The organism is Dictyoglomus turgidum DSM 6724, assembly GCF_000021645.1.
Lineage (GTDB): Bacteria > Dictyoglomota > Dictyoglomia > Dictyoglomales > Dictyoglomaceae > Dictyoglomus > Dictyoglomus turgidum.
In genome coordinates, this window is record NC_011661.1 from 293,501 (window position 1) to 316,499 (window position 22,999).

The following is a 22,999-nucleotide window of genomic DNA, read 5'->3' on the forward strand; positions in this document are numbered from 1 at the left end:
ACTTTCAAGAAGTTAAAGTGGGGAGTCAAAAAATGGGTAGAGATAAGAATGGGATAATAAAAAGTATTATAAAGTACATTTCAGAGGTTTTAATTTTAATTTTTGTAATATTTCATCTTTCTTATGCTTATGTAGAGCCGAGAGCAGACATCAATTCAAAAAGCGAATTTAATCCCCTTTTTAGAGTTTATTATAGCAATGCGGTAATAGTTTTGACCTATCATGCAGTGGATAGGAAGATTTTAGGACCTATAAGCCTTTCTCCAGATCTTTTTGAAAAGCATATGGAATATTTAAAGTATATGGGGTTTCACTTTATTACTCCTGACCTTTTAAGAAGATTTATGGAAGGAAGGGAAGATGTACCTGATAATGCAGTTCTTATAACCTTTGATGATGGTTACGAGAATTTTTACACGAATGCTTACCCTATATTAAAGAAATTTCATATTCCTGCTATTAATTTTGTTATTGTTTCAAAGATTGGTAAGAATGGAGCTTTTCCTCACTTGAAATGGGATGAAATGAGGGAGATGTTAAAAAGCGGTTTGATATATTTTGGATCCCATTCTTATGATTCTCATTATTTAATAAAGATCGGTATATTTAAGAAGGCTCCTGCCCTTGTAGGTAGAAAATTTGAGCTGTTTGGTTATAAAGAGAGCGAAGAGGAATATGAAACAAGAATAGCTTTTGATCTATGGTATTCAAAGGTGCTTTTGGAAAATAATTTAGGTATTTCTGTTAAGGATTTTTGTTTTCCTTATGGGGCATACAATGAGAAATTGTTAGAAATAGGTAAAAATTTAGGATATGAGGTTTTTTACACTACCGAGAAAGGAATAAATAAAACAGCTAAATCAAAATATATCTTAATAAAAAGATTAAATGCTGGTTCCTATAATATGACTTTTTCGAGATTTCAAGCCCTTCTATTTAAGTATATTATACCTCACAAGGTTCAGTCTATTCCTCGTAAAGTTAGGAGTTAAAAGACCTATCTTTACAAATAAATCATTTTTCTTGTCATGCCACCATCTACAATAAAGTTTGCTCCTGTGATGAATCCCGCTTCGTCAGATATTAAAAATAGCACTAAGCTTGCAATATCTTCTGGCTTTCCTACTCTTCCTGCGGGATGTTGTTTGTGATCAAGTTCTGTTAATTCTGGTTTTCTTCTTAAACTTTTCTTTTTCCATTCAGAAGTTTCAATCCAACCAGGGCTTATGCAGTTTACTCTAATCTCTGGTCCGAGGCTTATGGCAAGGGCGTGGGTAAGAGCATAAATTCCACCTTTTGATGCAGAATATGCTTCAGTGTTTGGTTCTGACATAAAAGCTCTTGTGGATGCAATGTTTATTATTACTCCTCCTTCTTTCTTCATATAAGGATAAACATATTTGGAACATAAAAAGGTTCCCGTTAAGTTTACTCCTAAAACCCTATTCCATTCCTCAAGGGTTAATTCTGAAATGGGTTTGTTAATAGAGATTCCAGCATTGTTTATAAGATAATTTATTTTTCCAAAACTTTTTGCTGTCTCCTCTACCATATTTATAACGTCCTCTTCTTTAGAAACATCAGTTTTAATAAATTTTATATTTCCTAATATTGAATATTCCTCTTCTGTTTCTTTTCCTGCCTCTTCATCAATTTCGGCAATAACCACAGAAATACCATTTTCCAAGAATTTTTTTGCTATGGCTTTTCCTATTCCTTGTCCTCCTCCTGTAATAATGGCAACTTTACCCATGCTTATCCCTCCTTAAATGGTTTTTAAATAATTATATAATTGATATACTGATAAGAACATTTACTCAAGGAGGTAAACCAATGAGTGTGGATATAAAAAAGCTCATATCTCAAATGACCCTTGAGGAAAAGGCAAGCCTTTGTTCTGGGCTTGACTTTTGGCATACAAAACCCATTGAAAGACTTGGAATACCATCTATAAGAATGTCGGATGGTCCTCATGGACTTAGAAAAGAAGAAACCATGTTTAGTAAGACTGTTCCTGCTACATGCTTCCCTACTGCTGTAACTATTGCAGCATCCTGGGATAAATCCCTTGCTGAGAAGATGGGAAAGGCTATTGGCGAAGAATGCCAGGCTGAAAATGTACAAATACTCCTTGGACCTGGAGTTAACATAAAAAGATCTCCCCTTTGTGGAAGAAACTTTGAATACTACTCTGAAGATCCACTCCTTGCAGGAGAACTTGCAGCCCATTTTATTAAGGGAGTACAAAGTGAGGGAGTAGGAACTTCTCTTAAACATTTTGCAGCAAACAACCAAGAACATAGAAGGCTTACTGTAAATGCCATCATTGACGAGAGAACCTTGAGAGAGATTTATCTTTCTGCCTTTGAGAGGGCAGTAAAAGAGGCAAAACCATGGACCGTTATGTGTTCATACAATAGAGTAAATGGGACTTATGCATCAGAGAATGAATTTCTTCTCACAAAGGTATTGAAAGAAGAATGGGGATTTGAAGGATTTGTAGTATCCGATTGGGGAGCAGTAAATGATAGGGTAATGGGACTTTCTGCAGGACTTGATCTTCAAATGCCTTATGATGGTGGATATGGAGACAAAAAGATCATTGAGGCAGTAAAAAGTGGAAAAATTCCTGAGGAGGTTCTTGATAGGGCTGTAGAAAGAATTCTTAGGATTGTATTCAAGGCAATAGAAAACAAAAAAGAAAATGCCACCTATGACAAGGAAACTCATCATAAAATTGCAAGAGAGATTGCAAGGGAATGTTTTGTGCTTCTCAAAAATGAAGGGGACATTCTTCCACTGAAAAAAGAAGGAAAGATTGCATTAATAGGAGCCTTTGCTAAGAACCCTCAAATACAAGGAGGAGGAAGTGCCCATGTAAATCCAACCATGGTAGATGATGCAGTAGAAGAGATAAGAAAGATGGTAGAAGGAAAGGCAGAGATTCTTTATGCCGATGGATATCATATAGAAAAGGATGAGGTAGATGAAAGACTTATAGAGGAGGCAAAAGAGGTTGCAAAGGTAGCGGATGTGGTGGTAATTTTTGCAGGACTTCCCGAAAGATACGAATCGGAAGGCTTTGACAGGCCTCACATGAAGATGCCTGAAAGCCACAATAGGCTAATAGAAGAAATCTCAAAGGTAAATGAAAATCTTGTGGTGGTACTTAGCAATGGAGCACCTATAGAGATGCCATGGTTAGAGAAGCCAAAGGCAATCCTTGAGACCTACAGAGGAGGACAAGCCTGGGGAGGAGCAGTTGCAGATGTTCTTTTTGGAGTAGTAAGTCCTTCTGGAAAGCTTCCAGAGACCTTTCCAAAGAAGCTAAGTGATAATCCGTCTTACTTATTCTTCCCAGGGGAGGATGACCGAGTAGAGTACAGGGAAGGGATATTTGTAGGATATAGGTATTATGATAAGAAGGAGATGGAAGTATTGTTTCCCTTTGGATATGGTCTTTCCTATACTACCTTTGAGTATTCAGACTTAAAGCTTGACAAGAAAGAGATGAGAGATGATGAAGTACTTAAGGTAAGTGTGAAGGTAAAGAATACGGGGAAGGTAAAAGGTAAAGAAGTAGTGCAGTTATATGTGAGGGATGTGGAAAGTAGCTATATAAGGCCTGAGAAGGAGCTAAAGGGATTTGAGAAGGTAGAGCTTGAGCCAGGAGAAGAAAAGGAAGTAGTGTTTTATCTTGATAAGAGGGCTTTTGCCTTCTATAACATAGACATAAAGGATTGGTATGTGGAGGATGGAGATTTTGAGATATTAATTGGGAAGTCATCAAGGGATATTGTGCTAAGGGATAAAGTATTTGTTAAGTCTACCGCAAAGATAAAGAAAACTTACCATATTAATTCTACTATTGGGGATATTATGAGGGACCCTATAGCATGGGAGAAGTTTAAAAATTTTATGTCTGAACTTGAAAAAAGATTTTCTATACCTTCTTATATTGATTTTATGAAACGTCCAGAAAGATATATAAGAAACGACTGTTTAAGAAGAATGCTTTTTTATTACGTAAGACAGGGAGCAGACATGGAAGAAGTTGAAAGAATGTTTTATAAATTTATAGAGGAACTGAATACTGGAGGTGATAATTAAAAATGAAATCTTACAGAAAGGAACTTTGGTTTGAGCTTCCTACAAGAAGGGGATTTGTGAATATAACGGATACTCTTCAAAGGTGTGTAGAGGAGAGTGGCATAAAAGAGGGACTTTTGCTTTGTAATGCCATGCATATTACCGCCAGTGTCTTTATAAATGATGATGAACCAGGACTTTTAGAGGATTTTGAGATATGGCTTGAAAAACTTGCTCCCGAAAAACCCTATAATCAATATTATCACAATGTGGGAGAGAATAATGCGGATGCCCATTTAAAAAGAACCATAATGGGAAGAGAAGTGGTGATTGCAATAACTAATGGTAAGCTTGATCTTGGTCCTTGGGAACAGGTGTTTTACGGAGAGTTTGATGGTAGGAGAAGGAAAAGGGTCCTTGTGAAGATAATAGGTGAGTAGGAGGAGGAGAATATGTTTTTAACAGTATTTAGTAAGTTTTTGCCAGTATTTTTGCTTTTTCTTCTTGGAAATCTTTTTAGGATAAAAAGCTATGTGAGTGAGAATGCTGTATCGGAACTGAAAAAATTGGTAGTGAATGTTTTTCTTCCTTCCCTCTTGTTTTTATCCTTTTCTCGCACAGGAATTGAGCCCAAACATCTAATAATTGTTGTAATTATGTTTTTAGTTTGCACTATTTTGCTTTTTATTGGAAGGTTTTTTCAAAAGCTTTTAAAAGTTGACTCTAAGTATTTCTATCTTCTTTTTACAGGTTTTGAGGCTGGAATGTTGGGATATTCTTTATTTACTGTTTTTTACGGGACGGAAAATGTATTTAAGTTTGCCATTATTGATTTGGGACAAGTCACCTTTGTCTTCTTTGTTCTTGTAGGGATTCTTTTAAGTATAAAAGAGGGTAGAAGATCTTGGAATTTTAAGAGCATGCTTTACTCCTTCCTTAAGACTCCAGTAATAATTGCTATTTTTCTTGGAATAATATTTCAAAAAACAAAACTTATTGATATTTTTATGAAGAATATTCTTCTTTCTTCCATATTAGAAACTATTGAGATGCTTTCGGTAATGACTGTGCCATTTATATCTTTAATTATAGGGTACGAATTAAAGTTTCAAAAAGAAAATCTTTCTCTTTCCTTTAAAGTAGTTATTTTGAGAAACGTGGTTCTCATAGTTTTGGGGTTTTTAATCAATTACATTGTAATAAATAAAATGTTAGGTCTTGATAATATATTCCAAAGAGCTTTAATAACCATGTTTCTCCTTCCCCCTCCCTTTATTATTCCTCTATATATAAGGGATGAAGATAGAGAAGATAAAGTTTTTATTTCAAATACTCTTGCTTTGAGCACCCTTTTTACTATGTTAATTTTCCTTTTAATGAACATATTAGGAGGAGTAACGTTATGAAAAAATTTTTAATTATTAACGCGGATGATTTTGGAATGTGTCATTCTATGAATAAGGCTATAATGGATCTTTTTGATATGGACCTTATTTCTTCGGCATCTCTAATGATTACGTGCCCATGGGTAATAGAAGCTGTTGATTTTTGTAAATATAAAAAAGTAGATATCGGCTTACATCTTACCTTTACTAGTGAGTGGAAAAATTATAAGTAGGGGCCTGTTGTGAAGAGTAAAGTTAAGCTTTCAATAACTGATACATATGGGCATTTTTTTGAAACGGTGGAGGAATTGGAAAAGAGGGCTGAGGAAGGCGATATAGAGGATGAGATTAAAGCTCAAATAGAGCTTGCTTTTAAGTATGGATTAGCTGTGTCCCATATAGACAATCATATGGGAAGCCTTTATGGCTTTTATGGAAGAACTTTTCTTCCTTTAGTGTTCAAGTATTGTAAGAAGTATAATCTTCCCTTTAGACTTCCAAGATATTTAAAGGATAATTTTCCAGATTTCTTATCCCTTTGAGGAGATAAACGGGGAAGATCAGGAATTTCGGAGTTATATATTCACCCATCTATAGAAAGCGAGGAAATAAAAGCTATAACTCCTCATTGGAAAAAAGCGAGTTTGGGAATATAGAGTATTTCAAGAAGACAAAGTTCAAGAAGTAATAAGAAACGAAGGGATTTTAGTAACTTCTTGGGGGATTTTAAGAAAGTAATTGTTATTTTTTTTGGCTTGACAAAAAATTATAAATGAATAAAAATTTGTTTAGGCAAACGTTTATATTAGCGTTTGCAAAATTAAAAAGGGGGGCTGGTTATGAGGTCAAATTATCCTAAATTACTTATCAGTCTTTTGATCCTTATAGTTCTTCTTGGGAATACTTTTTCTGCACCGAAATATAACGAAGCACCAGTTCTTGCTCAACTTGTAAAAGAAGGCAAGCTTCCTCCTATAGAGGAAAGACTTCCTAAAAACCCTGTGGTTTTGAAGCCTTATGAAGAAATTGGTAAATATGGGGGGACTTGGAGGAGGGCTTGGCTTGGAGCCGGAGATAGATGGGGGATTGCAAGAATATCTATTGCTGCATGTAATCTTTTAAGGTTTAGCTCTGATGGTAAAAAGATTCTTCCATGGCTCGTAGATAAGTACACAGTTTCAAAGGATGGTAGAATATATACCTTCCATATACGTGAAGGGATTAAATGGTCCGATGGACAATCTTTTACTTCAGATGATGTAATATTCTGGTATGAAGATATTATTTGTAACAAAGATTTAACTCCTAATATGCCCGCTCAATTTGTGGGTTCTGATGGAAAGTCTATTGCAAAATTTGAGAAGATTGATACTTATACTTTTAGGATAATCTTTCCTGAACCTAAACCACTCTTTATTTATGATATACCTGCGCAGGGTTGGTATATAGATAATACTCACGGGTCTCTCTCATATTATGCTCCAAAGCATTATTTGATGCAATTCCATCCCAAGTATACCCCTATAGATAAGTTAGAGAAGATGGCAAAAGATGCAGGTTTTAATAAGTGGTATGAACTCTTTAAGTTCAAAGATGACTGGTTACAAAATCCTGACCTTCCCATAACTGCCCCATGGAAAGTTGTGAGCAAGAGTCCCAACGAACCTGTATTTGTAATGGAAAGAAACCCATACTACTTTGTAGTGGATCCTGAGGGAAATCAACTTCCATATATTGACAGGATAGTCCACTATTTAGTAAGTGATGCAGAAATGATCAATATGAAGGCAGTGGCGGGAGAAATTGATTGTCAAGATAGACATATGAGGGTTTCTAATTATTCTCTATTTATGGAAAATGCTCAAAAAGGAAATTACAGAGTTTTAAAGTGGGCATCCGCAGTTGGGGCTGATCCTGCCATATATCTCAACCAAAATGTAAAAGATCCTGTTAAGAGACAACTTTTCCAGGATGTAAGGTTTAGACAAGCATTATCTCTTGCCATAAATAGAGATGAAATAAACAAGATACTGTATATGGGACTTGGAACTCCAATGCAAGCTGCAATACCCAAAGGTGCTGCTTATTATGATCCATACTGGGAGAAGGCATATGCTCAATATGATCCAGGAAGAGCGAAGATATTACTTGATGCTATGGGACTCAAAGTAGGAAAAGATGGGTTTAGGCTTGGACCTGATGGCAAACCTATCGAGCTAATTGTCAGTTTTACTACCTATCCTGGAAATGCTAATATGAGTATTATGGAGCTTATCAAAAGTTATTGGGAGAAAATAGGAATTAAGACCATAATTAAGCAAATAGATAGAAGTTTGTACGTAACTAACTGTAATTCGGGAGATATTGAGATTGGTATATGGGTAATGGACAGATGCTCTAACTTTATCTTAAGCCCTGGAAGAATTTTAGGAACCATAACCGATGGTCCATGGGCTCCTCTTTATGCAAGATGGTACTGGACAAAAGGTAAAGAAGGAGAGGAACCTACAGGAGATATAAGAAAACTTTATGAGTTATGGGATCAAGTCAATCAAACTACCGATACAGTAAAAAGAGATGCACTTATTAGACAAATTGTTGCTCTTCATAGAAAGAATATATGGATTATAGGTACTGTGGGTGCTCTACCGTCCCTTTGTATAGTAAAGAATAATTTCAGAAATGTCCCTGAATATCTAATAAGTGATGCGCCACTTTTCACTCCTTTGAATGCATTCCCAGAACAATTCTTTATAAAGTAAGCTAAACTGAAACATAGAATTTTAAAGGGGAGGGAGAATGTTCTCTCCCCTTTTTAATTTTATTTAATATTTTAAAGCCTCCTTTGGTATAATACATTTGAATTATTAATTGGAAGGAGAGATAATTAATGGAAGCATTGAGACAGAATTTTCCGTTGCTTTTGCCTCTTTTTGTTGTTCAATTAATTTTTCAAATAACAGCTATCGTTGATATTTTTAAAAGAAGTAAAGAAGAAATCAGATGGGAAAACAAAATAATATGGCTTATAATTATTCTTGTCTTTGGGTTTTTAGGGCCTGTTATTTATTTTATTTTTGGAAGAAAGTAGTATGAATGTAATAGAGACGCATAATCTGTACAAATATTATGGAATTAAAAAGGTGTTAGATGATTTAAACTTAGAGGTCCCTGAGGGAGTTATTTTTGGTTATTTGGGGCCTAATGGAGCGGGAAAGACAACTACCATAAGGATTCTTTTAAATCTTGCAAAACCTACAAAAGGCAGTGTTTTGGTTTTAGGAGAAAATATATCAAAAAGTAGAAAATATTTAAGAAGGATAGGTTATCTTCCTGACGTACCCAATTTTTATAACTATTTTACTGCTAAGGAATATTTAGAAGTTCTATCTGAAATAATAGGCGTGGATAAAAAAAGAGTAGAAGAAGTTCTGGAGATAGTTGGTCTTAAGAATGAAAAGAAAAGAATTGGGGCTTTTTCAAGAGGTATGAAACAGAGGCTTGGAATTGCTCAAGCTTTGCTTCCAGATCCAAAGCTTCTTATTTTGGATGAACCAACTTCGTCCTTAGATCCTCAAGGAAGAAAAGAGATCCTGGATTTGATTTTGTCTTTGAGAGGAGAAAAGACAGTGTTTTTCTCAACCCATATTCTTTCTGATGTAGAGAGAGTATGTGATAGGGTTGGGATTTTGAGAGAAGGGAGACTTTTGTTAAATGATACCTTAGATAATATTAAGAAAAAACTTTCTAGAAGAATTGTGAAATTAAAAGTTGATGATCCCTTAAGAATGATGGAAAGAGTAAAGAAAGAGGATTTTGTGGAGGAAGTTTTGATTAAAAATCAGAATTCTTTAATAATAAAGGTGAAAGATCTTCAAAGGGCGGGAAAGAAGATTCCTGAAATTATTGTGCAAGAGAATTTATCTATTATGCATTTTGAAGTTTCAGAGCCAACTCTTGAGGATATATTTTTTGAGGTGATCTCATGATCCTGAAATTAATGAAAAAAGAATGGAAAGAACTTGTTAAAACTGGTAAAATATATGTGCTTCTTTTTGTTTTTCTTTTCTTCTCCATAGGAAGTCCTGTGATTGCAAAGTTTACTCCCGATATAATAAAAAGTCTTGCATCAGGCTCAGAGATGCAAGGAATTATTATTCACCTTCCACCTCCTACTTGGAAGGATGCTTTATTGCAATTTTTTAAAAATCTAAATCAAATAGTCTTTATCGTGATTGTAATAGTTTTTATAGGGAGTATTTCGGAAGAGAAAAACAGGGGAACAGCAAGCATATTACTCTCTTTTGGGGTTGAAAGAAAAAAATGGCTACTTTCAAAGTTTTTGTTTCAACTTTTTGTAACTTTTATTTTTGTTCTATTCTCCTATATCCTTTGTGCCTATTATACTTATTTTCTTTTTAAAGAGATTTCTATATATAGTTCCCTTTTTGCAACTCTTCTTTATTTAATATATGTTTTCTTTGTTCTATCTTTATTAATTTTTTCTAGTTCTCTTGGAAAAAATACTATTCAATCTGCAGGAATATTCTTTGCTATTTTTATAATTTTTAACCTTATTTCCATTTTTCCTAATTTAAATGAGTATAATCCTATGAGCCTTTCCTCTTTTGAAAATCAATGGATCCTAAAGGGAGTATTATGGAAAGATGCTATTAAAAATATAATCTTTACCCTTATTTATTCTTTTATTTTACTCTTTTTAAGTATTATTCATTTTGAGAATGAGGAGTTATAAAGGAATGATTGTGGGACTTTTTAATGACTCCTTTCCTCCTATAATGGATGGTGTAGCTATTGCAGTGAAAAATTACGCTTATTATATAAACAAAAAATATGGAAAAGCCTATGTTATAACTCCCTCTTTCCCAGGATATAAAGATAAGGAAGAATACGAAGTAATAAGGTATTTTTCTATTCCAGTTATTTTAAGGCCTCCCTATAGGTTCGGTGTACCTTTTTTAGACATTAAAGTAGTGAAAAAAATAGAGAGTATTCCCTTTGATATTATTCATGTGCATTCACCCTTTTCTTCAGGCATTTTAGGACTTTATATCGCAAGGAAGAAGAAAATTCCAATTGTGGCTTCTTTTCATACGAAATATTATGATGATTTTAAGGAGGCCACAAAGTCAGATTTCCTGGCAAAAATTGGGGTGAAGATAATAGTGGAATTTTATCATAGGGTTGATGAGGTCTGGACTGTAAATTCTGCAACTGCAAAAACTTTAAAAGAGTATGGGTTTAAGAAGGATATAAAGATAGTTCCCAATGGCACGGACTTTTTTCCTCTTGAGAATTTGGGAGATTACAAGAATAAGATAAATAGGATTCATAATTTATCAGAAGAGGATACAGTTATTCTCTTTGTAGGACAAATGGTAAGGCAAAAAAATGTAGAACTACTTTTGAGATCCTTAAGTATTTTGAAAGAAGATAATGTTAATTTTAAAGCCATATTTGTTGGAACGGGGAAAGATGAGGACTATTTTAAAAGGCTTGCCGAAGAGCTAAAAATAAAGGACAAAGTCATTTTTACAGGAAAGATTTTTGATAGGGAACTTTTAAAGGCGTACTATGCAAGAGCTAATCTTTTGGCTTTTCCTTCCTTATATGATACCTCTGCTCTTGTGATAAAAGAGGCTTCTGCTATGGGATGTCCATCTCTCCTTATAAAAGGATCGACAGTAGCAGAAGGTGAAGGAGTAATAGATGGTTTTAATGGCTTTCTTTCAGAAAATGATCATATCACCTATGCAAGAAAGATGAAAGAGATATTATCTCAAAAGGAGTTTTTAAAAAAAGTTGGGGAGAATGCAAGAAAAACTCTTTATAAGCATTGGGAAGAAATAGTAGATGAAGTAGTTGGAAATTACAGAGAATTGATAGAAAAGTATAAAAAGGAATACTAATTTTTAAACTCTAATTAAAAATTTGGTTTTAATTTATTTTTAGAGAAGTAAACCTGGGTTGTTATTGTTAAACTTTCCCTTTTAAATTTCTTTTAAAAAATCACTTGTCAATTTTATTATTTTTTGCTATAAAAAAAGTGTAGATTTTAAGTTTACAATAAAAAGATTTTTAATATCAAAATAAAAACGATATTTGAGAAATAAAGCACGAGACAAATTTTTACAGTAAAAGAAAAATTAAAAAATTAAATTATTAAATGGGGGTGAGAAAAAAATTATGACTTTTAAAAATTTCTTTGTGAAAGGGGGAAGAATGATGTTTTCTAAAAGACTATTTATCGTTTTAGCTTTGTTATTAATTCTATTAATTACCATTGGAAGTGGAGTGGATTTTCCTACAAGGCCGGTACAGATAATTGTTCCTTGGTCAGCTGGTGGTGCAACAGATGTTCTTTTTAGATCTATTGCCTCCGTATTTCCTAAATATGCCAATGGACAACCTTTAGTAGTGAATAACATTCCTGGTGGTGGTGCTGTTCCTGGTACTATGGAGTTCCTAAGGGCAAAGCCCGATGGCTATACTCTTCTTTCCTTTGCAGCTCCTATTTTAATTAAGTCCCATATGGATCCTGTAGAATTTAGTGCTGATTCTTTTGAACCTGTAATCCTTATTGTAAACGATCCTTGTTATATTCTTGTTAGAAAAGATGCTCCTTGGAAGGATTTAAGAGAGTATGTGGAATATGCTAAACAGAATCCTGGAAAGATCACTATTGGTAATGGTGGTGCTGGAGGAGGAACCCATCTTGCTGCTCTTGCCTTTGAGAGTTTTGCAAAGATAAAGCTTACTCATGTGCCCTTTGAAGGAGGAGGACCTGCAGTTACTGCTCTTGTAGGTGGGCATATTAATTCCTACATGGGTGCTGCACCTGAAGGTCTTGCTAATGTGGATTCTGGACAACTTAGGATTTTGGGAGTTTTTGGTTCTAAACGTCTTGATAAATATCCCGACGTTCCTACAGCAAAAGAGCAAGGATTTAATTTCCAATTTGGTATGTGGAGAGGAGTTGCAGTACAAAGAGGTACACCGAAGGAGATTGTGGATAGGCTACATACCATATTCTATAGGGCTATGAGAGATCCCGAATTTCAAAAGAAGGCAAGAGAACTATCTTTAACATTAGATTATAAAGGTCCAGCTTCCTTTGCTAAATTTATTAAGGATTATGACAAATACTATGAAAATCTTATAAAGAGTAATAAGTTAGGAAATAAATATAAGTATTAGAGTATTCTCCCCCTACTTTAAAGTGGGGGGAGATTTTATTTTTAGCGTGGGAGGGAAGGGTTGATGAGATTAAGATTTAGTTGGGATACTGGTATAGGGATAGGTATAGTACTTTTTGGTTTCTTTATATTGATTAATGCCTTAAATATGCCTAATATGCCTTTGGGACTTGGGCCTGGAGATTTTCCTGAGATTGTGAGTATTGGGCTTATTATTTGTGGGATTATTTTAGCTATACAAAGCATAAGGAAGATGGAAAAAACTAAAAAGATGTATTCTGCGAATTCTTTAAGGGATATTTTAATCCTCATATTTCTCTCTCTTTTGTATGTGTATCTTGTAAGCTATCTTGGTTTTTTATATCTCACTCCTTTTCTCATGTTTGCTACCATGTATCTTTTTGGGTATAGAAAAATACCTTATGCAATTGTCATAAGCATCATTTTTACCCTTTTGGTTTATTACGTTTTCTACGGAATATTTAAGGTTCCTCTTCCTCAATTTTCTTTATTCTAAGGGTAGAGGAGAGAGAAAGATGATAAATTATTGGATAGAAGGTTTAAAAATAGCTCTTCAATTTAATAACTTACTTTTAATGTTAATAGGTACCATTGGTGGAATTATTGTAGGTGCGCTTCCTGGTGTTACTTCCTCTATGGGAATAATTCTTCTTCTTCCTTTCACTTATTATTTAGATCCTAAATCTGCCCTTTTAATGCTTGCAGGAATGTACTCTGGATCTATGTTTGGAGGATCTATCTCAGCTGTACTTTTAGGAGTTCCTGGAACACCCTCTGCTGCTGCAACTGTAATTGATGGCTATCCCTTGGGAAGGCAAGGAAAAGCAGGTAAAGCTATATTTACTGCATTAATAGCTTCTTTCTTAGGGGGTATCCTAAGCGGTATTGTTTTAGTATTTTTAGCTCCACTTCTTGCCTCTTTTGCATTGAAATTTTCTCCAATTGATTATTTTGCTCTTGCTATTTTTGGTCTTTCAATAATTGCAAGTGTATCAGGAAAATATTTGTTAAAAGGTATAATTTCAGGACTTTTGGGTCTATTTATTTCAATGGTTGGAGTAGAGAATATAAGGGGATCTACAAGATTTACTTTTGGAATATCGTCTCTTTCTGCTGGATTTGAACTTTTACCTGTTCTTATTGGTGTCTTTGCTATAACAGAAATTTTAATGGAATTAGAGCAAAAGGAAAGAGAGACAAAAATTCAACACAAAATATCAGAGGTCTTTTTAACAAGAGAAGAATTCAAGTCCTTAGTTATCCCTATATTGGTAGGAGCAGTTATTGGGATAATCATAGGAGTAATTCCTGGGACAGGGGGAACAATTGCTACTTTTTTAGCCTATAACGTCCTAAGAAATATATCAAAAAATAAAGAAAAATTTGGTAAAGGAGCAATAGAAGGTGTTGCTGTAGTAGAATGTGCAAATAACGCAGTTACAGGAGGTGCCCTAGTACCAACTTTAGCCTTAGGAGTTCCTGGAGATGTGGTTACAGCGGTAATGCTTGGTGCTATGATACTTATTGGGGTACGACCTGGACCTCTTTTATTTCAGGCAACACCTGATCTTGTTTATTCTTTCTTTGCGGGATGGTTTATTATTCAATTTATGATGCTTATAACAGGTTTTGTATCCACTTTAACTGCTCCCTACATTTTAGAGATACCTAAGAAAATATTAATGCCTATTATTCTTGTTTTTGCAATAATTGGTTCTTTTGCCATAAGAAATAGTTTATATGATGTGGCAATTGCTTTAATTTTTGGCTTGATTGGTTATTTTATGAGAAAACATAATTTCCCTGCAACTCCTCTTATCCTTGGAGTTATTCTTGGACCTATGGCAGAGCAAAATTTGAATAGGGCATTAATCCTTTCAGGAAATGACTATACCGTTATGTTCAAAAGTCCTATATCTTTGACCTTGTTAGTTCTTGCAATTTTATCAATTGTTTTGGGAGTTATCTCTGGAAGAAGAGAAAGTAAATAATGGGAGGAGTATGGAGAAATGGAAAGGAAAGAGGAGGTAAAAATTAAATTAGAGAAAGTAAGAAATTTTCTAAGGGAAAATGATCTTTATGCAGTGCTCATAAAAAAACAACCAAATTTTTCATGGATTACCGCAGGCGGAGTAAATTTTGTTGGTATGGCAACGGAGATGGGAGTAACGTCGGTTTTGATCACAGAAAAAGATCAATTTGTCATTGCTAATAAGATTGAAGCGAGAAGGATGAAAGATGAAGAGGTAGAAGACATGTTTGAGGTGTTGGAATATGAATGGTATGAAGACAAAGAAATGGAAATAGTTAGGACAATTGTTGGAAATGGTAAAGTTGGGTGTGATGTGTTACTTCCTGACATCCAGTTTGTGGATGATACCTTTAAAAAACTGAGATATGAGCTAACAGAAGGTGAGATTGAAAGGTATTTATATCTTGGAGAGAAACTTTCAAGAATCGTAGAAGAAGTGCTTATGTATGAAACAAAACCAGGAGAGACAGAAATTGAAGTAGCAGGTAAGATTTCAGCAAAACTTTGGAAAGAGGGGATTGAGCCAACAGCATTTATGATTGCTTCTGATGATAGGATAAGAAATTATAGGCATCCCATATCTAAGAATAAAAAAATTGAGAAAGTAGTAATGGCTTCGGTGAATGCAAGATATAAAGGGTTAATAGCTACTATGACCAGGATGGCTCATTTTGGAAAGATTCCCGAAACCTTAAAAAAGCAATACAAAGACAATGTGGAGATTGAGTGCATTATGATAGCAAAGACGAAAATTGGTGAAGAGATGAGGGTTCCAGTGCTTTCTGCTATAGAGGAGTACGAGAAGAGGGGATATAAGGATGAGTGGAAGTTGCATCACCAAGGGGGATCTATGGGGTATTATCCCAGGGATATAAGGGTAACTCCCACAACTACGGAAAAGATTTATAGGAATCAGGCTTTTTGCTGGAATCCGTCAATAACTGGCACGAAATCGGAAGATGGATTTATTACAACAGAAAAGGGTCCAATTATGATTACAAAACCTGTGATTTTTCCAACCTTGAAGATAGAGGTAGAAGGGATTACTTTTATAAAGCCTGATATGTTAGAGGTGCTATAGGGAGGGATTTTTATGGACAAAGTAAGGGTTGGACTTGTAGGGGCAGGTTTCATAGCAAGGATTCATATGTCAGCATACAAAGAGATTTCTCCATATGTAGATATAGTGGGGGTTTGTTCTGGGAGAAGAGAGAATGCAGAGAGATTTGCAAAAGAGTATGGAATTCCAAAGGTTTTTGATAACTATGAAGAACTTTGTGCATCTTTTGATGTTGATGTGGTGGATGTATGTACTCCTACTAATCTTCATGACGAAGTTATTATTTGTGCTGCTAAAAATAAAAAGCATGTAATGTGTGAGAAGCCTCTTACAGGCTATTTTGGAGAGGATACCGACAAGGAACTTGTAGGAATAGAAGTGCCTAAAAGTTTTATGTATAAAAAGGTTTTGGAGAAGATAGAAAAGATTGAAAAAGTAATAAAAGAAAATAGGGTTAAGTTTATGTACGGAGAGAATTTGGTGTACGCTCCTTCGATTGAAAAAATGAAGAGAATGATTTTAGCATCTTCTTCTCCTATTCTGGAGATCAGAGCGGAGTGTAGCCATTCTGGATCTCATGCCAGTTATGCTAAAAAATGGAGGACTTCTGGTGGGGGGAGCTTGATGAGGCTTGGCTCTCATCCTGTGGCTGTGGTACTTCACTTAAAGCACTATGAGGGATTGATTAAAGATGGAAAACCCATAAGAGCAAAAGCAGTGTGGGGCGAGGTTGGAAATTTAACAAAGATAGATAAATTTTTGAAGGAAGAGAAGCATTATGTGGCAACCTCTTGGGAGGATGTGGAAGATTGGTCCGTTATTGTTATTGATTTTGAAGATGGAACAAAGGGCATAATTTTTTCCAATGATATTAGCCTTGGGGGATTAAAAAATTGGGTGCAAGTAAGTCTTTCTTCAGGCATGATTTATGCCAATATAAATCCAAATAATATGATGGTGGCTTATACTCCTGAAGAATCTATTTGGAAAGAGGAGTATATAGCTGAAAAAATTGAGACAAAGGCAGGATGGAATTTTCCATCTCCTGACGATTTTTGGACTAGAGGATTTCCTCAAGAACTTAAGGATTTTATCCTTGCAGTGATAGAAGATAGAGAACCTATATCTTCTTTCGATTTGGCAAAGGAAACAGCAAAAGTATTGTATGCTGGGTATTATTCCAGTGAAGAAGGGAGAAAAATTGAAATAGAGTAAAAAATGGGGAAGGGTAACTCCCTTCCCCGAAAAAAATAGATAGGGGGGTTCTGTATGAAAAAATATTTTACCTTATTAAGTCTTCTTTTGGTAGTTCTTTTTATCTCTTCCCTCTCTGCTCAGAGCACTATACTTATAAAAGCCACATCGCCATTCCCAGAAGGGCATATAATAACTCAGACCATGGTGGAGTTCAAAAATATAATTGAAAAGGAGACGCAAGGAAGGATCAAATTTGAACTTTCTATTGCAAAGGACACAGAGGAGCAGGCCAACGAAAGATGTTCTAAGGGAGAGGTAGATATGCAATTTACAGGAGGGAGAGCTATAGAGGTATTTGCACCTCAATATTTCTTTATTAATGCACCCTTTGTCTTAAAGGATTACGAACATTTCTTTAGAATAATGAAAGGACCAATTGGGGAAAAGGCAAAAAGTGAGATTCTTAAAAATGGTAACATGTACACTCTTGGTTATCTTTATAGAGGATATAGGCAGATGACTTCTAATAAACCAATACTTGGATTAAAAGATCTTGAAGGGCTGAAACTTAGACTTCCGGTAGTCCCTACTTGGATTAAGGTTTGGGAAACTCTTGGGGTAAAGGCGGTTCCTGTTCCTTTAACTGGATTATATCAGGCTCTAAAAGATGGCACTGCTGAAGCATCAGAGGGAGATTTAACTCAGATTTCGGGATATAAACTTTATGAGGTGCAAAAGTATTTAATCATCACAAATCACCTTGTTTCCTTTGGTTGGGTGCACATGTATAAACCAACCTTTGATAAACTCTCTAAGGCAGATCAAGAATTGTTTATGAAGACTGCTGAAAAAGTGTGTAATACAGCAACAATGAGGCTTCTTGCAAGTGAAAATGATATTTTAAGACTACTTATGGAAAATGGTATGACTGTTATATATTTAGATGCTAAAACCATGGCCCAGATAAGAGATAAAGCAAAACCAGCTGTAGAAGAGCTTTTCAGAACTACATGGCCTGTTACTACATGGGAAGAGGTTCTTAAGCAATAAACCAAACATCATAGGAGGGAAAGGGGTTAATCCCCTTTCCCTCTTTTTTAAAATTAAAATTCACACCTTTTTAATATAAATTTAACTGATTCTTAAATCTTTATTAACACAGGTTAGTTATAATTTGTATTGAAATAAGTGAAAAAGGAGGGATGCAGAATGAAGATAAGACTTGAGAGAGTTAAAATAGATCAGTCAAAAATTAAGCAGATTAGAGTAAATACTAATAGGGTTGAGGAGATTAATCTTAAGGCAGAGTCGGTAGTAAAAGATTCTCCTATAATAGAGTATTTGAGAACTAAAACTTTCTAAACTGAAGTAAATTTTCTAAATAGTAAAAATTTCGTAAAGAGGAGACTTATAAGTCTCCTCTTTAATTTTTTAAACATCTAAAGGAAATATCCTTCCTTTGTACTTCAAAAAACCCACATAAAATGTATGTTGACAGCAAAAATTTTTGATGTTATTTTTAGTTAAGTACTTAAGTTAAGATTTATATTAATTACTAGGAGGTGTGTTTAATGTCTTTCTCAAAACCTAATTTTTCAGAAGCTACTCTTACCCGTCTGCGTTTAAAAGATTATTCTCCTTTTAGTGGAATGTGTGTCACTTGTCTTGACGGATGTCCCGGTTATTGTGAAATAGCAAAATCTGGTGTTCGTGGTAGAGAGTATATTTATCCTAAACCCTATGGGAAAGTAACTTCAGCTTCCGAAAAGGATTATCCTATTGATTTTTCCCATTTTAACATCAATGGTACCTGTGTAGGAGCTTTGGGCGTGGAGCCGGATCCTGATAAGGCTACTTTTCCAGCTGTTGATATTGAGACGAGAATTGGAGATATTAAGTTAAGGGGACCTTGGTTTACCACAGGTCTTGGGTCTACCTTTATTGCAAGGGATAACTGGGAAGGAGTAGCTATTGGTTCTGCTTTATTTGGAACCATGGTTGGAGTAGGAGAAAATGTATGTGGTGTAGATCCTGATGCAGAGATTAAGAATGGAAAAGTAATAAGATCTCCTGAAATGGAGAGAAGAATTAAACTGTTTAAGGAATGGCAAAGGGATAATTATGGTGGGGTAATAGTTCAGGAAAATGTTGAGGACTCAAGACTTGGTACCCTGGAATATGTAATTGAAAAACTTGGAATTGAGTTTGTAGAAATAAAGTGGGGACAAGGTGCAAAGGATATAGGAGGAGAGATAAAACTTTCCGATATAAAGAGGGCAAAACAATTAAAGGATAGAGGCTATATTGTATTTCCTGATCCAGACGATCCCGTAATTCAGGAGTTATATGAAAAAGGCGGAATTAAAGAATTTGAAAGGCATTCCAGACTTGGAATGGCATCAGTAGAAGGATTTGTTAAAAGAGCAGAGGAGTTAAGAAAAAGAGGAGCAAGATATATTTCTCTAAAAACAGGAGCATATAGACCAAAGGATCTTGCTCTTGCTCTAAGGGCTGCTTCTGAAGGAAAAGCTGATCTTCTAATCGTGGATGGTGCAGGTGGCGGAACAGGAATGAGTCCATGGAGAATGATGAATGAATGGGGAGTTCCAACAGTTTACTTAGAAGCCTTAACATATAAATATGCTAAGATGCTTGCCGAAAAGGGTAAGCATGTACCAGCAATAGCTATTGCTGGTGGCTTTACTCTTGAGGATCATATCTTCAAAGGGCTTGCATTAGGAGCTCCATATGTGAAGCTTGTGGCTATGGGTAGATCAACTTTGACCGCAGCAATGGTTGGAAAGAATCTTGGTGAATGGATTAAGAAGGGTACTATACCTAAAGAATATGCCGAGTACGGTAATGATGTGGAAGAGATATTTGTAGCAGTGGCTGAGATGAAGAAGATGCTTGGAGATGACTGGAAGAAAGTTCCTCCTTCTGCTCTTGCAGTATATGGCTATTTTGACAGGCTTGCAGTAGGCTTGAAGCAATTTATGGCTGGTGCAAGAAAGTTCAAACTTGAATATATTTCAAGGAATGATATTGTAGCTTTAACTAAAGAAGCAGCAGAAGTAACAGGTATACCTTATGTGATGGATTTAGACCACGAAGAGAGCATGAAGATTTTGTTTGATTAATTATTAAGTTCTATTTAAAGGGGAGAGATTTTTCTCTCCCCTCTTTTTTATAAACCTAAGCCTATTCCAAAGGTAATTATTGATGATTCTTTTATAGTAATTGGTTTTGGCATTTTATCGGAAGACACATTAATCTTTAAATCCGTAGGACCTTCCAATATATAACTCATGTTCTTAATGGTGGCTCCAGGAAAATTAGAATAACAGAGCTCTAAATAAAGACCTGACAATAGATAGTATTTAATACCTACAGAAAAGAAAAACATGTAATCTGTTTGTCCTTTAACCTTTAGTGGGGTTCCAGGTTCGTAAAAATACCCATTCCAATATAGTCCTGGATCTCCATACCAGGATGGTTTTAAGGTGTCTGCTACTGAATCAATCTCATAATAAACAGCTCCTAAAACTGTAAAAATACATAATTGGTTTGTAGCTTTTAAATTTAAGTATAACCCTCCTCCGTTTGCCATTAAGATACTATCAGTGCTAAATCCTGTTTCATTAAAAATATTGGTATAAAAATACCGTTGAGAATTACTGAAGCCTATACTAAGACTGTCAGTATAAAAGAAGGGTATCCTTATATTCAACGATAAGTAAGAGATTTTAGAAGAATTAGCATTTTGGTTAATATAGAAGGTATAGTCATCTCCAAAGACATCAATTACTGTAAAAGATGTACTTAAAGGATCATTATAAAGATAAGTATCTCCGTATATAGGTCTTTGAAAAGTTATATTACAACGATAGAGCCCTTCTAAAAAACTGTCCCAATCAAATCCAAAACTTTTTGAAGAATATAAGGAAAAAAGTAGAAAAACAGCGATAATCACAATAGTTGTTTTTTTGAGTTTAAGAATATTCCTCATGAGATTTCACCCCTTAATGAAATATTTTTTGGAATTTATATTATTAATGGAGAAGGTCAAAATAAGTCCTCTTATTTTTTTAAGAGAAGATGTTTTTAGAAGTTGTAAAACTTGGGTTTATAATGTATTATATTTTCTGTTATGCTGAGTGAGAGAGATTTGGAAATTAAAATTGAGAATGCTCTAAATAAAATAAAAATTATAGACATTCATACCCATCTTTTTCCTCCATCCTTTAAAGATTTGTTCTTGTATGGTATAGATAGTCTTCTCACATATCATTATCTTATTGCAGAGACAATTAGATATTTATCTATTTCTCCTGAGGATTTTTATGCCTTATCTTTAAAAACACAGGCAAACTTAGTATGGAAAACTCTTTTTCTAGAAAGATCTCCTATAAGTGAATCTGCAAGAGGTATAGTTACTATATTTAAGGAGCTTGGAATAGATTTAGGAGAAAGGGATCTTTCTAAAATAAGGATTTATTTTGAAAAAATTGACAATGGGGAATATGTGGATTTAATTTTTGAAAAGGCAAATATTGATTATGTGGTGATGACTAACGATCCTTTTGATGAAAGAGAGATGGATTATTGGAGAAAGAATATGGTTAAAGATAAAAGATTCCGAGCATCTCTTAGGCTTGATAGATTAATAACTGACTGGGAAAAGTTAAAGAAACATTTGAAAATCAAAGATTATACCGAAATTAGAAAACATCTTGACGAGTGGTTTGCTATTATGAATCCTTTGTATATTGCCTTTTCCTTTCCACCTAAATTCAAATATCCTGATCATTCTTTTAGAAGTACAATATTAGAAGAGATTATTAGTTATGCTGAAGAAAGAAAAATTCCTATAGCTTTTATGATGGGAGCAAAACGTGCTGTAAATCCAGCATTAAAATTGGCAGGAGATAGCGTAGGAAGAAGTAATATTGAGAGTATTGAAAACCTTTGTAGGAGTTTTCCTAATAATAAGTTCATGGTTACTATGCTTTCTCGAGAGAATCAATATGAACTATGTGTAACTGCAAGAAAATTTAAGAATTTAATGATCTTTGGATGTTGGTGGTTTTTAAACACTCCCAGTCTTATTGAGGAAATAACTAAGATGAGAATTGAGCTTCTTGGTTTTTCTTTTATTCCTCAGCATTCTGATGCCAGGGTATTAGAACAGCTTATTTACAAGTGGAAGAATAGTAAAGAAATTATTAAGAAAGTGGTTTATGAGAAATATCTTGATTTGATAAAATCAGGTTGGATTTTAAAAGAAGAAGATATAGAGAGGGATCTCTCTCAACTTTTTAGAAGAAATTTTGAGGAATTTGTTCTTAAAAAAATATAAGTGATTTTATTGTGGGAGCTATTCTTGCAAGTATAGCAACTACTCTTCCAGAGATAAGTGTCTCTATAATATCCTCTTTTCAGGGGAAAGGATCTTTAGCTTTAGGCAACGCCCTTGGGAGTGTTTTGTTTAATATTGCAGTTATTCTTGGAATTTCCTCCGTATTTAGACCCATAAAGGTAGATGATAAGGGTTGGAGAAATGCTTTATTCCTTCTCATTCTCTCTGGGATTTTAGGTTTAATGGCTTTGAATAAGTATTTATCAAGGTGGGAAGGCTTAGTACTAATAATCTTATATGGAATTTTCTTAAAACGGAGCATAGAAAAGGAAGAAATTTATCACCAAGGGAAAGAAAGAAAAATTGTTTTAATGGATATTGCCTATGTATTTATCATGGGTGGAGTGGTAGTTTTAGGATCTAAATTTTTGGTAGATAGTGATGATTATTGGACTTACAATTGTGGCTTTTGGAACCTCCTTACCAGAATTTGCCAATACTCTTACCTCCATAAAGCTTTCTGCTCTAATAAATCCTATCTTAATGGAAAAGGAGTTTTTATACTTAGTACTACCTATAGTTCTATTGGTGTTTTTTTCTTTAACGGTCTCCCTAAAAAGGGATAATATTATTGGAAGG

At 34.5% G+C, this 22,999-nt stretch carries 21 protein-coding genes and 1 pseudogene; 20 read left to right on the plus strand and 2 right to left on the minus strand.

Features of this window, described 5'->3' with window-relative positions; genetic code table 11:
• Positions 1–32 precede the first annotated feature (32 nt).
• Positions 33–992 (plus strand): polysaccharide deacetylase family protein, encoded by a 960-nt coding sequence (locus DTUR_RS01450; RefSeq protein WP_012582695.1) that lies wholly within the window; start codon positions 33–35, stop codon positions 990–992.
• Positions 993–1,003: 11 nt separating this feature from the next.
• Here DTUR_RS01450 and DTUR_RS01455 read toward each other — a convergent pair whose 3' ends face one another.
• A complete protein-coding gene (locus DTUR_RS01455) occupies positions 1,004–1,753 on the minus strand; it encodes a glucose 1-dehydrogenase (RefSeq protein WP_012582696.1) in 750 nt (249 codons plus the stop codon).
• An 80-nt stretch (positions 1,754–1,833) separates the two neighbouring features.
• On the opposite strand from DTUR_RS01455, the gene DTUR_RS01460 reads away from it, so the two are divergent.
• The 17 genes and pseudogenes from DTUR_RS01460 (at position 1,834) to DTUR_RS01540 (ending at position 20,141) form a co-directional block, all read left to right on the plus strand.
• Positions 1,834–4,110: a glycoside hydrolase family 3 C-terminal domain-containing protein gene (locus DTUR_RS01460; RefSeq protein ID WP_012582697.1), complete on the plus strand. Its 2,277-nt coding sequence runs from the start codon at positions 1,834–1,836 to the stop codon at positions 4,108–4,110.
• 2 nt (positions 4,111–4,112) lie between these two features.
• Positions 4,113–4,529, plus strand: coding sequence for a secondary thiamine-phosphate synthase enzyme YjbQ (locus DTUR_RS01465; RefSeq protein WP_012582698.1), 417 nt, complete (start codon positions 4,113–4,115; stop codon positions 4,527–4,529).
• 12 nt (positions 4,530–4,541) lie between these two features.
• On the plus strand, positions 4,542–5,495 hold the full coding sequence (locus tag DTUR_RS01470; protein WP_012582699.1) for an AEC family transporter: 954 nt from the start codon (positions 4,542–4,544) through the stop codon (positions 5,493–5,495).
• A pseudogene (locus DTUR_RS01480) lies at positions 5,492–6,016 on the plus strand (ChbG/HpnK family deacetylase). The gene DTUR_RS01470 and the pseudogene DTUR_RS01480 overlap by 4 nt, the downstream one beginning before the upstream one ends.
• Before the next feature lie 297 nt (positions 6,017–6,313).
• Positions 6,314–8,236 (plus strand): ABC transporter substrate-binding protein, encoded by a 1,923-nt coding sequence (locus DTUR_RS01485; RefSeq protein ID WP_012582700.1) that lies wholly within the window; start codon positions 6,314–6,316, stop codon positions 8,234–8,236.
• A 128-nt stretch (positions 8,237–8,364) separates the two neighbouring features.
• Entirely contained in the window at positions 8,365–8,565 is a 201-nt protein-coding gene (locus tag DTUR_RS01490; protein ID WP_012582701.1) for a PLDc N-terminal domain-containing protein, read from the plus strand.
• 1 nt (position 8,566) lies between these two features.
• Positions 8,567–9,463: an ABC transporter ATP-binding protein gene (locus tag DTUR_RS01495; RefSeq protein WP_012582702.1), complete on the plus strand. Its 897-nt coding sequence runs from the start codon at positions 8,567–8,569 to the stop codon at positions 9,461–9,463.
• Entirely contained in the window at positions 9,460–10,230 is a 771-nt protein-coding gene (locus DTUR_RS01500; RefSeq protein ID WP_012582703.1) for an ABC transporter permease subunit, read from the plus strand. Before DTUR_RS01495 ends, DTUR_RS01500 begins: the two co-directional genes overlap by 4 nt.
• 4 nt (positions 10,231–10,234) lie before the next feature.
• Positions 10,235–11,404 (plus strand): glycosyltransferase family 4 protein, encoded by a 1,170-nt coding sequence (locus tag DTUR_RS01505; RefSeq protein WP_012582704.1) that lies wholly within the window; start codon positions 10,235–10,237, stop codon positions 11,402–11,404.
• 277 nt (positions 11,405–11,681) lie between these two features.
• Positions 11,682–12,692 (plus strand): tripartite tricarboxylate transporter substrate binding protein, encoded by a 1,011-nt coding sequence (locus DTUR_RS01510; RefSeq protein ID WP_242603721.1) that lies wholly within the window; start codon positions 11,682–11,684, stop codon positions 12,690–12,692.
• Positions 12,693–12,755: 63 nt separating this feature from the next.
• The gene (locus DTUR_RS01515; protein WP_012582706.1) at positions 12,756–13,208 is read left to right on the plus strand and encodes a tripartite tricarboxylate transporter TctB family protein; all 453 of its coding nucleotides are present in this window, start codon (positions 12,756–12,758) and stop codon (positions 13,206–13,208) included.
• A gap of 19 nt (positions 13,209–13,227) precedes the next feature.
• Positions 13,228–14,703 carry a tripartite tricarboxylate transporter permease gene (locus tag DTUR_RS01520; RefSeq protein WP_012582707.1) on the plus strand — a complete coding sequence of 492 codons (1,476 nt, stop codon included), beginning with the start codon at positions 13,228–13,230 and terminating at the stop codon, positions 14,701–14,703.
• Between the two features lie 18 nt (positions 14,704–14,721).
• Complete coding sequence (locus tag DTUR_RS01525; protein WP_012582708.1) at positions 14,722–15,825, plus strand: M24 family metallopeptidase; 1,104 nt, start codon at positions 14,722–14,724, stop codon at positions 15,823–15,825.
• A gap of 12 nt (positions 15,826–15,837) precedes the next feature.
• Positions 15,838–17,019 carry a Gfo/Idh/MocA family protein gene (locus tag DTUR_RS01530; protein ID WP_012582709.1) on the plus strand — a complete coding sequence of 394 codons (1,182 nt, stop codon included), beginning with the start codon at positions 15,838–15,840 and terminating at the stop codon, positions 17,017–17,019.
• Positions 17,020–17,073: 54 nt separating this feature from the next.
• Positions 17,074–18,051, plus strand: coding sequence for a TRAP transporter substrate-binding protein (locus DTUR_RS01535; RefSeq protein WP_012582710.1), 978 nt, complete (start codon positions 17,074–17,076; stop codon positions 18,049–18,051).
• A 159-nt stretch (positions 18,052–18,210) separates the two neighbouring features.
• Positions 18,211–18,363 (plus strand): hypothetical protein, encoded by a 153-nt coding sequence (locus DTUR_RS09370; protein WP_012582711.1) that lies wholly within the window; start codon positions 18,211–18,213, stop codon positions 18,361–18,363.
• A 209-nt stretch (positions 18,364–18,572) separates the two neighbouring features.
• Positions 18,573–20,141: an FMN-binding glutamate synthase family protein gene (locus tag DTUR_RS01540; protein ID WP_012582712.1), complete on the plus strand. Its 1,569-nt coding sequence runs from the start codon at positions 18,573–18,575 to the stop codon at positions 20,139–20,141.
• Between the two features lie 47 nt (positions 20,142–20,188).
• On the opposite strand, the gene DTUR_RS01545 is transcribed toward DTUR_RS01540, so the two are convergent.
• Positions 20,189–21,010 (minus strand): hypothetical protein, encoded by an 822-nt coding sequence (locus DTUR_RS01545; RefSeq protein WP_012582713.1) that lies wholly within the window; start codon positions 21,008–21,010, stop codon positions 20,189–20,191.
• A 159-nt stretch (positions 21,011–21,169) separates the two neighbouring features.
• Between DTUR_RS01545 and DTUR_RS01550 the strand changes: the two genes are divergently transcribed.
• Positions 21,170–22,360 carry a glucuronate isomerase gene (locus tag DTUR_RS01550; protein ID WP_242603723.1) on the plus strand — a complete coding sequence of 397 codons (1,191 nt, stop codon included), beginning with the start codon at positions 21,170–21,172 and terminating at the stop codon, positions 22,358–22,360.
• An 11-nt stretch (positions 22,361–22,371) separates the two neighbouring features.
• On the plus strand, positions 22,372–22,986 hold the full coding sequence (locus DTUR_RS01555; protein ID WP_012582715.1) for a sodium:calcium antiporter: 615 nt from the start codon (positions 22,372–22,374) through the stop codon (positions 22,984–22,986).
• The last annotated feature ends 13 nt before the right edge of the window (positions 22,987–22,999 follow it).

Coding starts and splice junctions, on each gene's coding strand:
- DTUR_RS01450 (WP_012582695.1), top strand. CDS start 33: ATGGGTAGAGATAAGAATGGGATAATAAAAAGTATTATAAAGTACATT.
- DTUR_RS01455 (WP_012582696.1), bottom strand. CDS start 1,753: ATGGGTAAAGTTGCCATTATTACAGGAGGAGGACAAGGAATAGGAAAA.
- DTUR_RS01460 (WP_012582697.1), top strand. CDS start 1,834: ATGAGTGTGGATATAAAAAAGCTCATATCTCAAATGACCCTTGAGGAA.
- DTUR_RS01465 (WP_012582698.1), top strand. CDS start 4,113: ATGAAATCTTACAGAAAGGAACTTTGGTTTGAGCTTCCTACAAGAAGG.
- DTUR_RS01470 (WP_012582699.1), top strand. CDS start 4,542: ATGTTTTTAACAGTATTTAGTAAGTTTTTGCCAGTATTTTTGCTTTTT.
- DTUR_RS01485 (WP_012582700.1), top strand. CDS start 6,314: ATGAGGTCAAATTATCCTAAATTACTTATCAGTCTTTTGATCCTTATA.
- DTUR_RS01490 (WP_012582701.1), top strand. CDS start 8,365: ATGGAAGCATTGAGACAGAATTTTCCGTTGCTTTTGCCTCTTTTTGTT.
- DTUR_RS01495 (WP_012582702.1), top strand. CDS start 8,567: ATGAATGTAATAGAGACGCATAATCTGTACAAATATTATGGAATTAAA.
- DTUR_RS01500 (WP_012582703.1), top strand. CDS start 9,460: ATGATCCTGAAATTAATGAAAAAAGAATGGAAAGAACTTGTTAAAACT.
- DTUR_RS01505 (WP_012582704.1), top strand. CDS start 10,235: ATGATTGTGGGACTTTTTAATGACTCCTTTCCTCCTATAATGGATGGT.
- DTUR_RS01510 (WP_242603721.1), top strand. CDS start 11,682: ATGACTTTTAAAAATTTCTTTGTGAAAGGGGGAAGAATGATGTTTTCT.
- DTUR_RS01515 (WP_012582706.1), top strand. CDS start 12,756: ATGAGATTAAGATTTAGTTGGGATACTGGTATAGGGATAGGTATAGTA.
- DTUR_RS01520 (WP_012582707.1), top strand. CDS start 13,228: ATGATAAATTATTGGATAGAAGGTTTAAAAATAGCTCTTCAATTTAAT.
- DTUR_RS01525 (WP_012582708.1), top strand. CDS start 14,722: ATGGAAAGGAAAGAGGAGGTAAAAATTAAATTAGAGAAAGTAAGAAAT.
- DTUR_RS01530 (WP_012582709.1), top strand. CDS start 15,838: ATGGACAAAGTAAGGGTTGGACTTGTAGGGGCAGGTTTCATAGCAAGG.
- DTUR_RS01535 (WP_012582710.1), top strand. CDS start 17,074: ATGAAAAAATATTTTACCTTATTAAGTCTTCTTTTGGTAGTTCTTTTT.
- DTUR_RS09370 (WP_012582711.1), top strand. CDS start 18,211: ATGAAGATAAGACTTGAGAGAGTTAAAATAGATCAGTCAAAAATTAAG.
- DTUR_RS01540 (WP_012582712.1), top strand. CDS start 18,573: ATGTCTTTCTCAAAACCTAATTTTTCAGAAGCTACTCTTACCCGTCTG.
- DTUR_RS01545 (WP_012582713.1), bottom strand. CDS start 21,010: ATGAGGAATATTCTTAAACTCAAAAAAACAACTATTGTGATTATCGCT.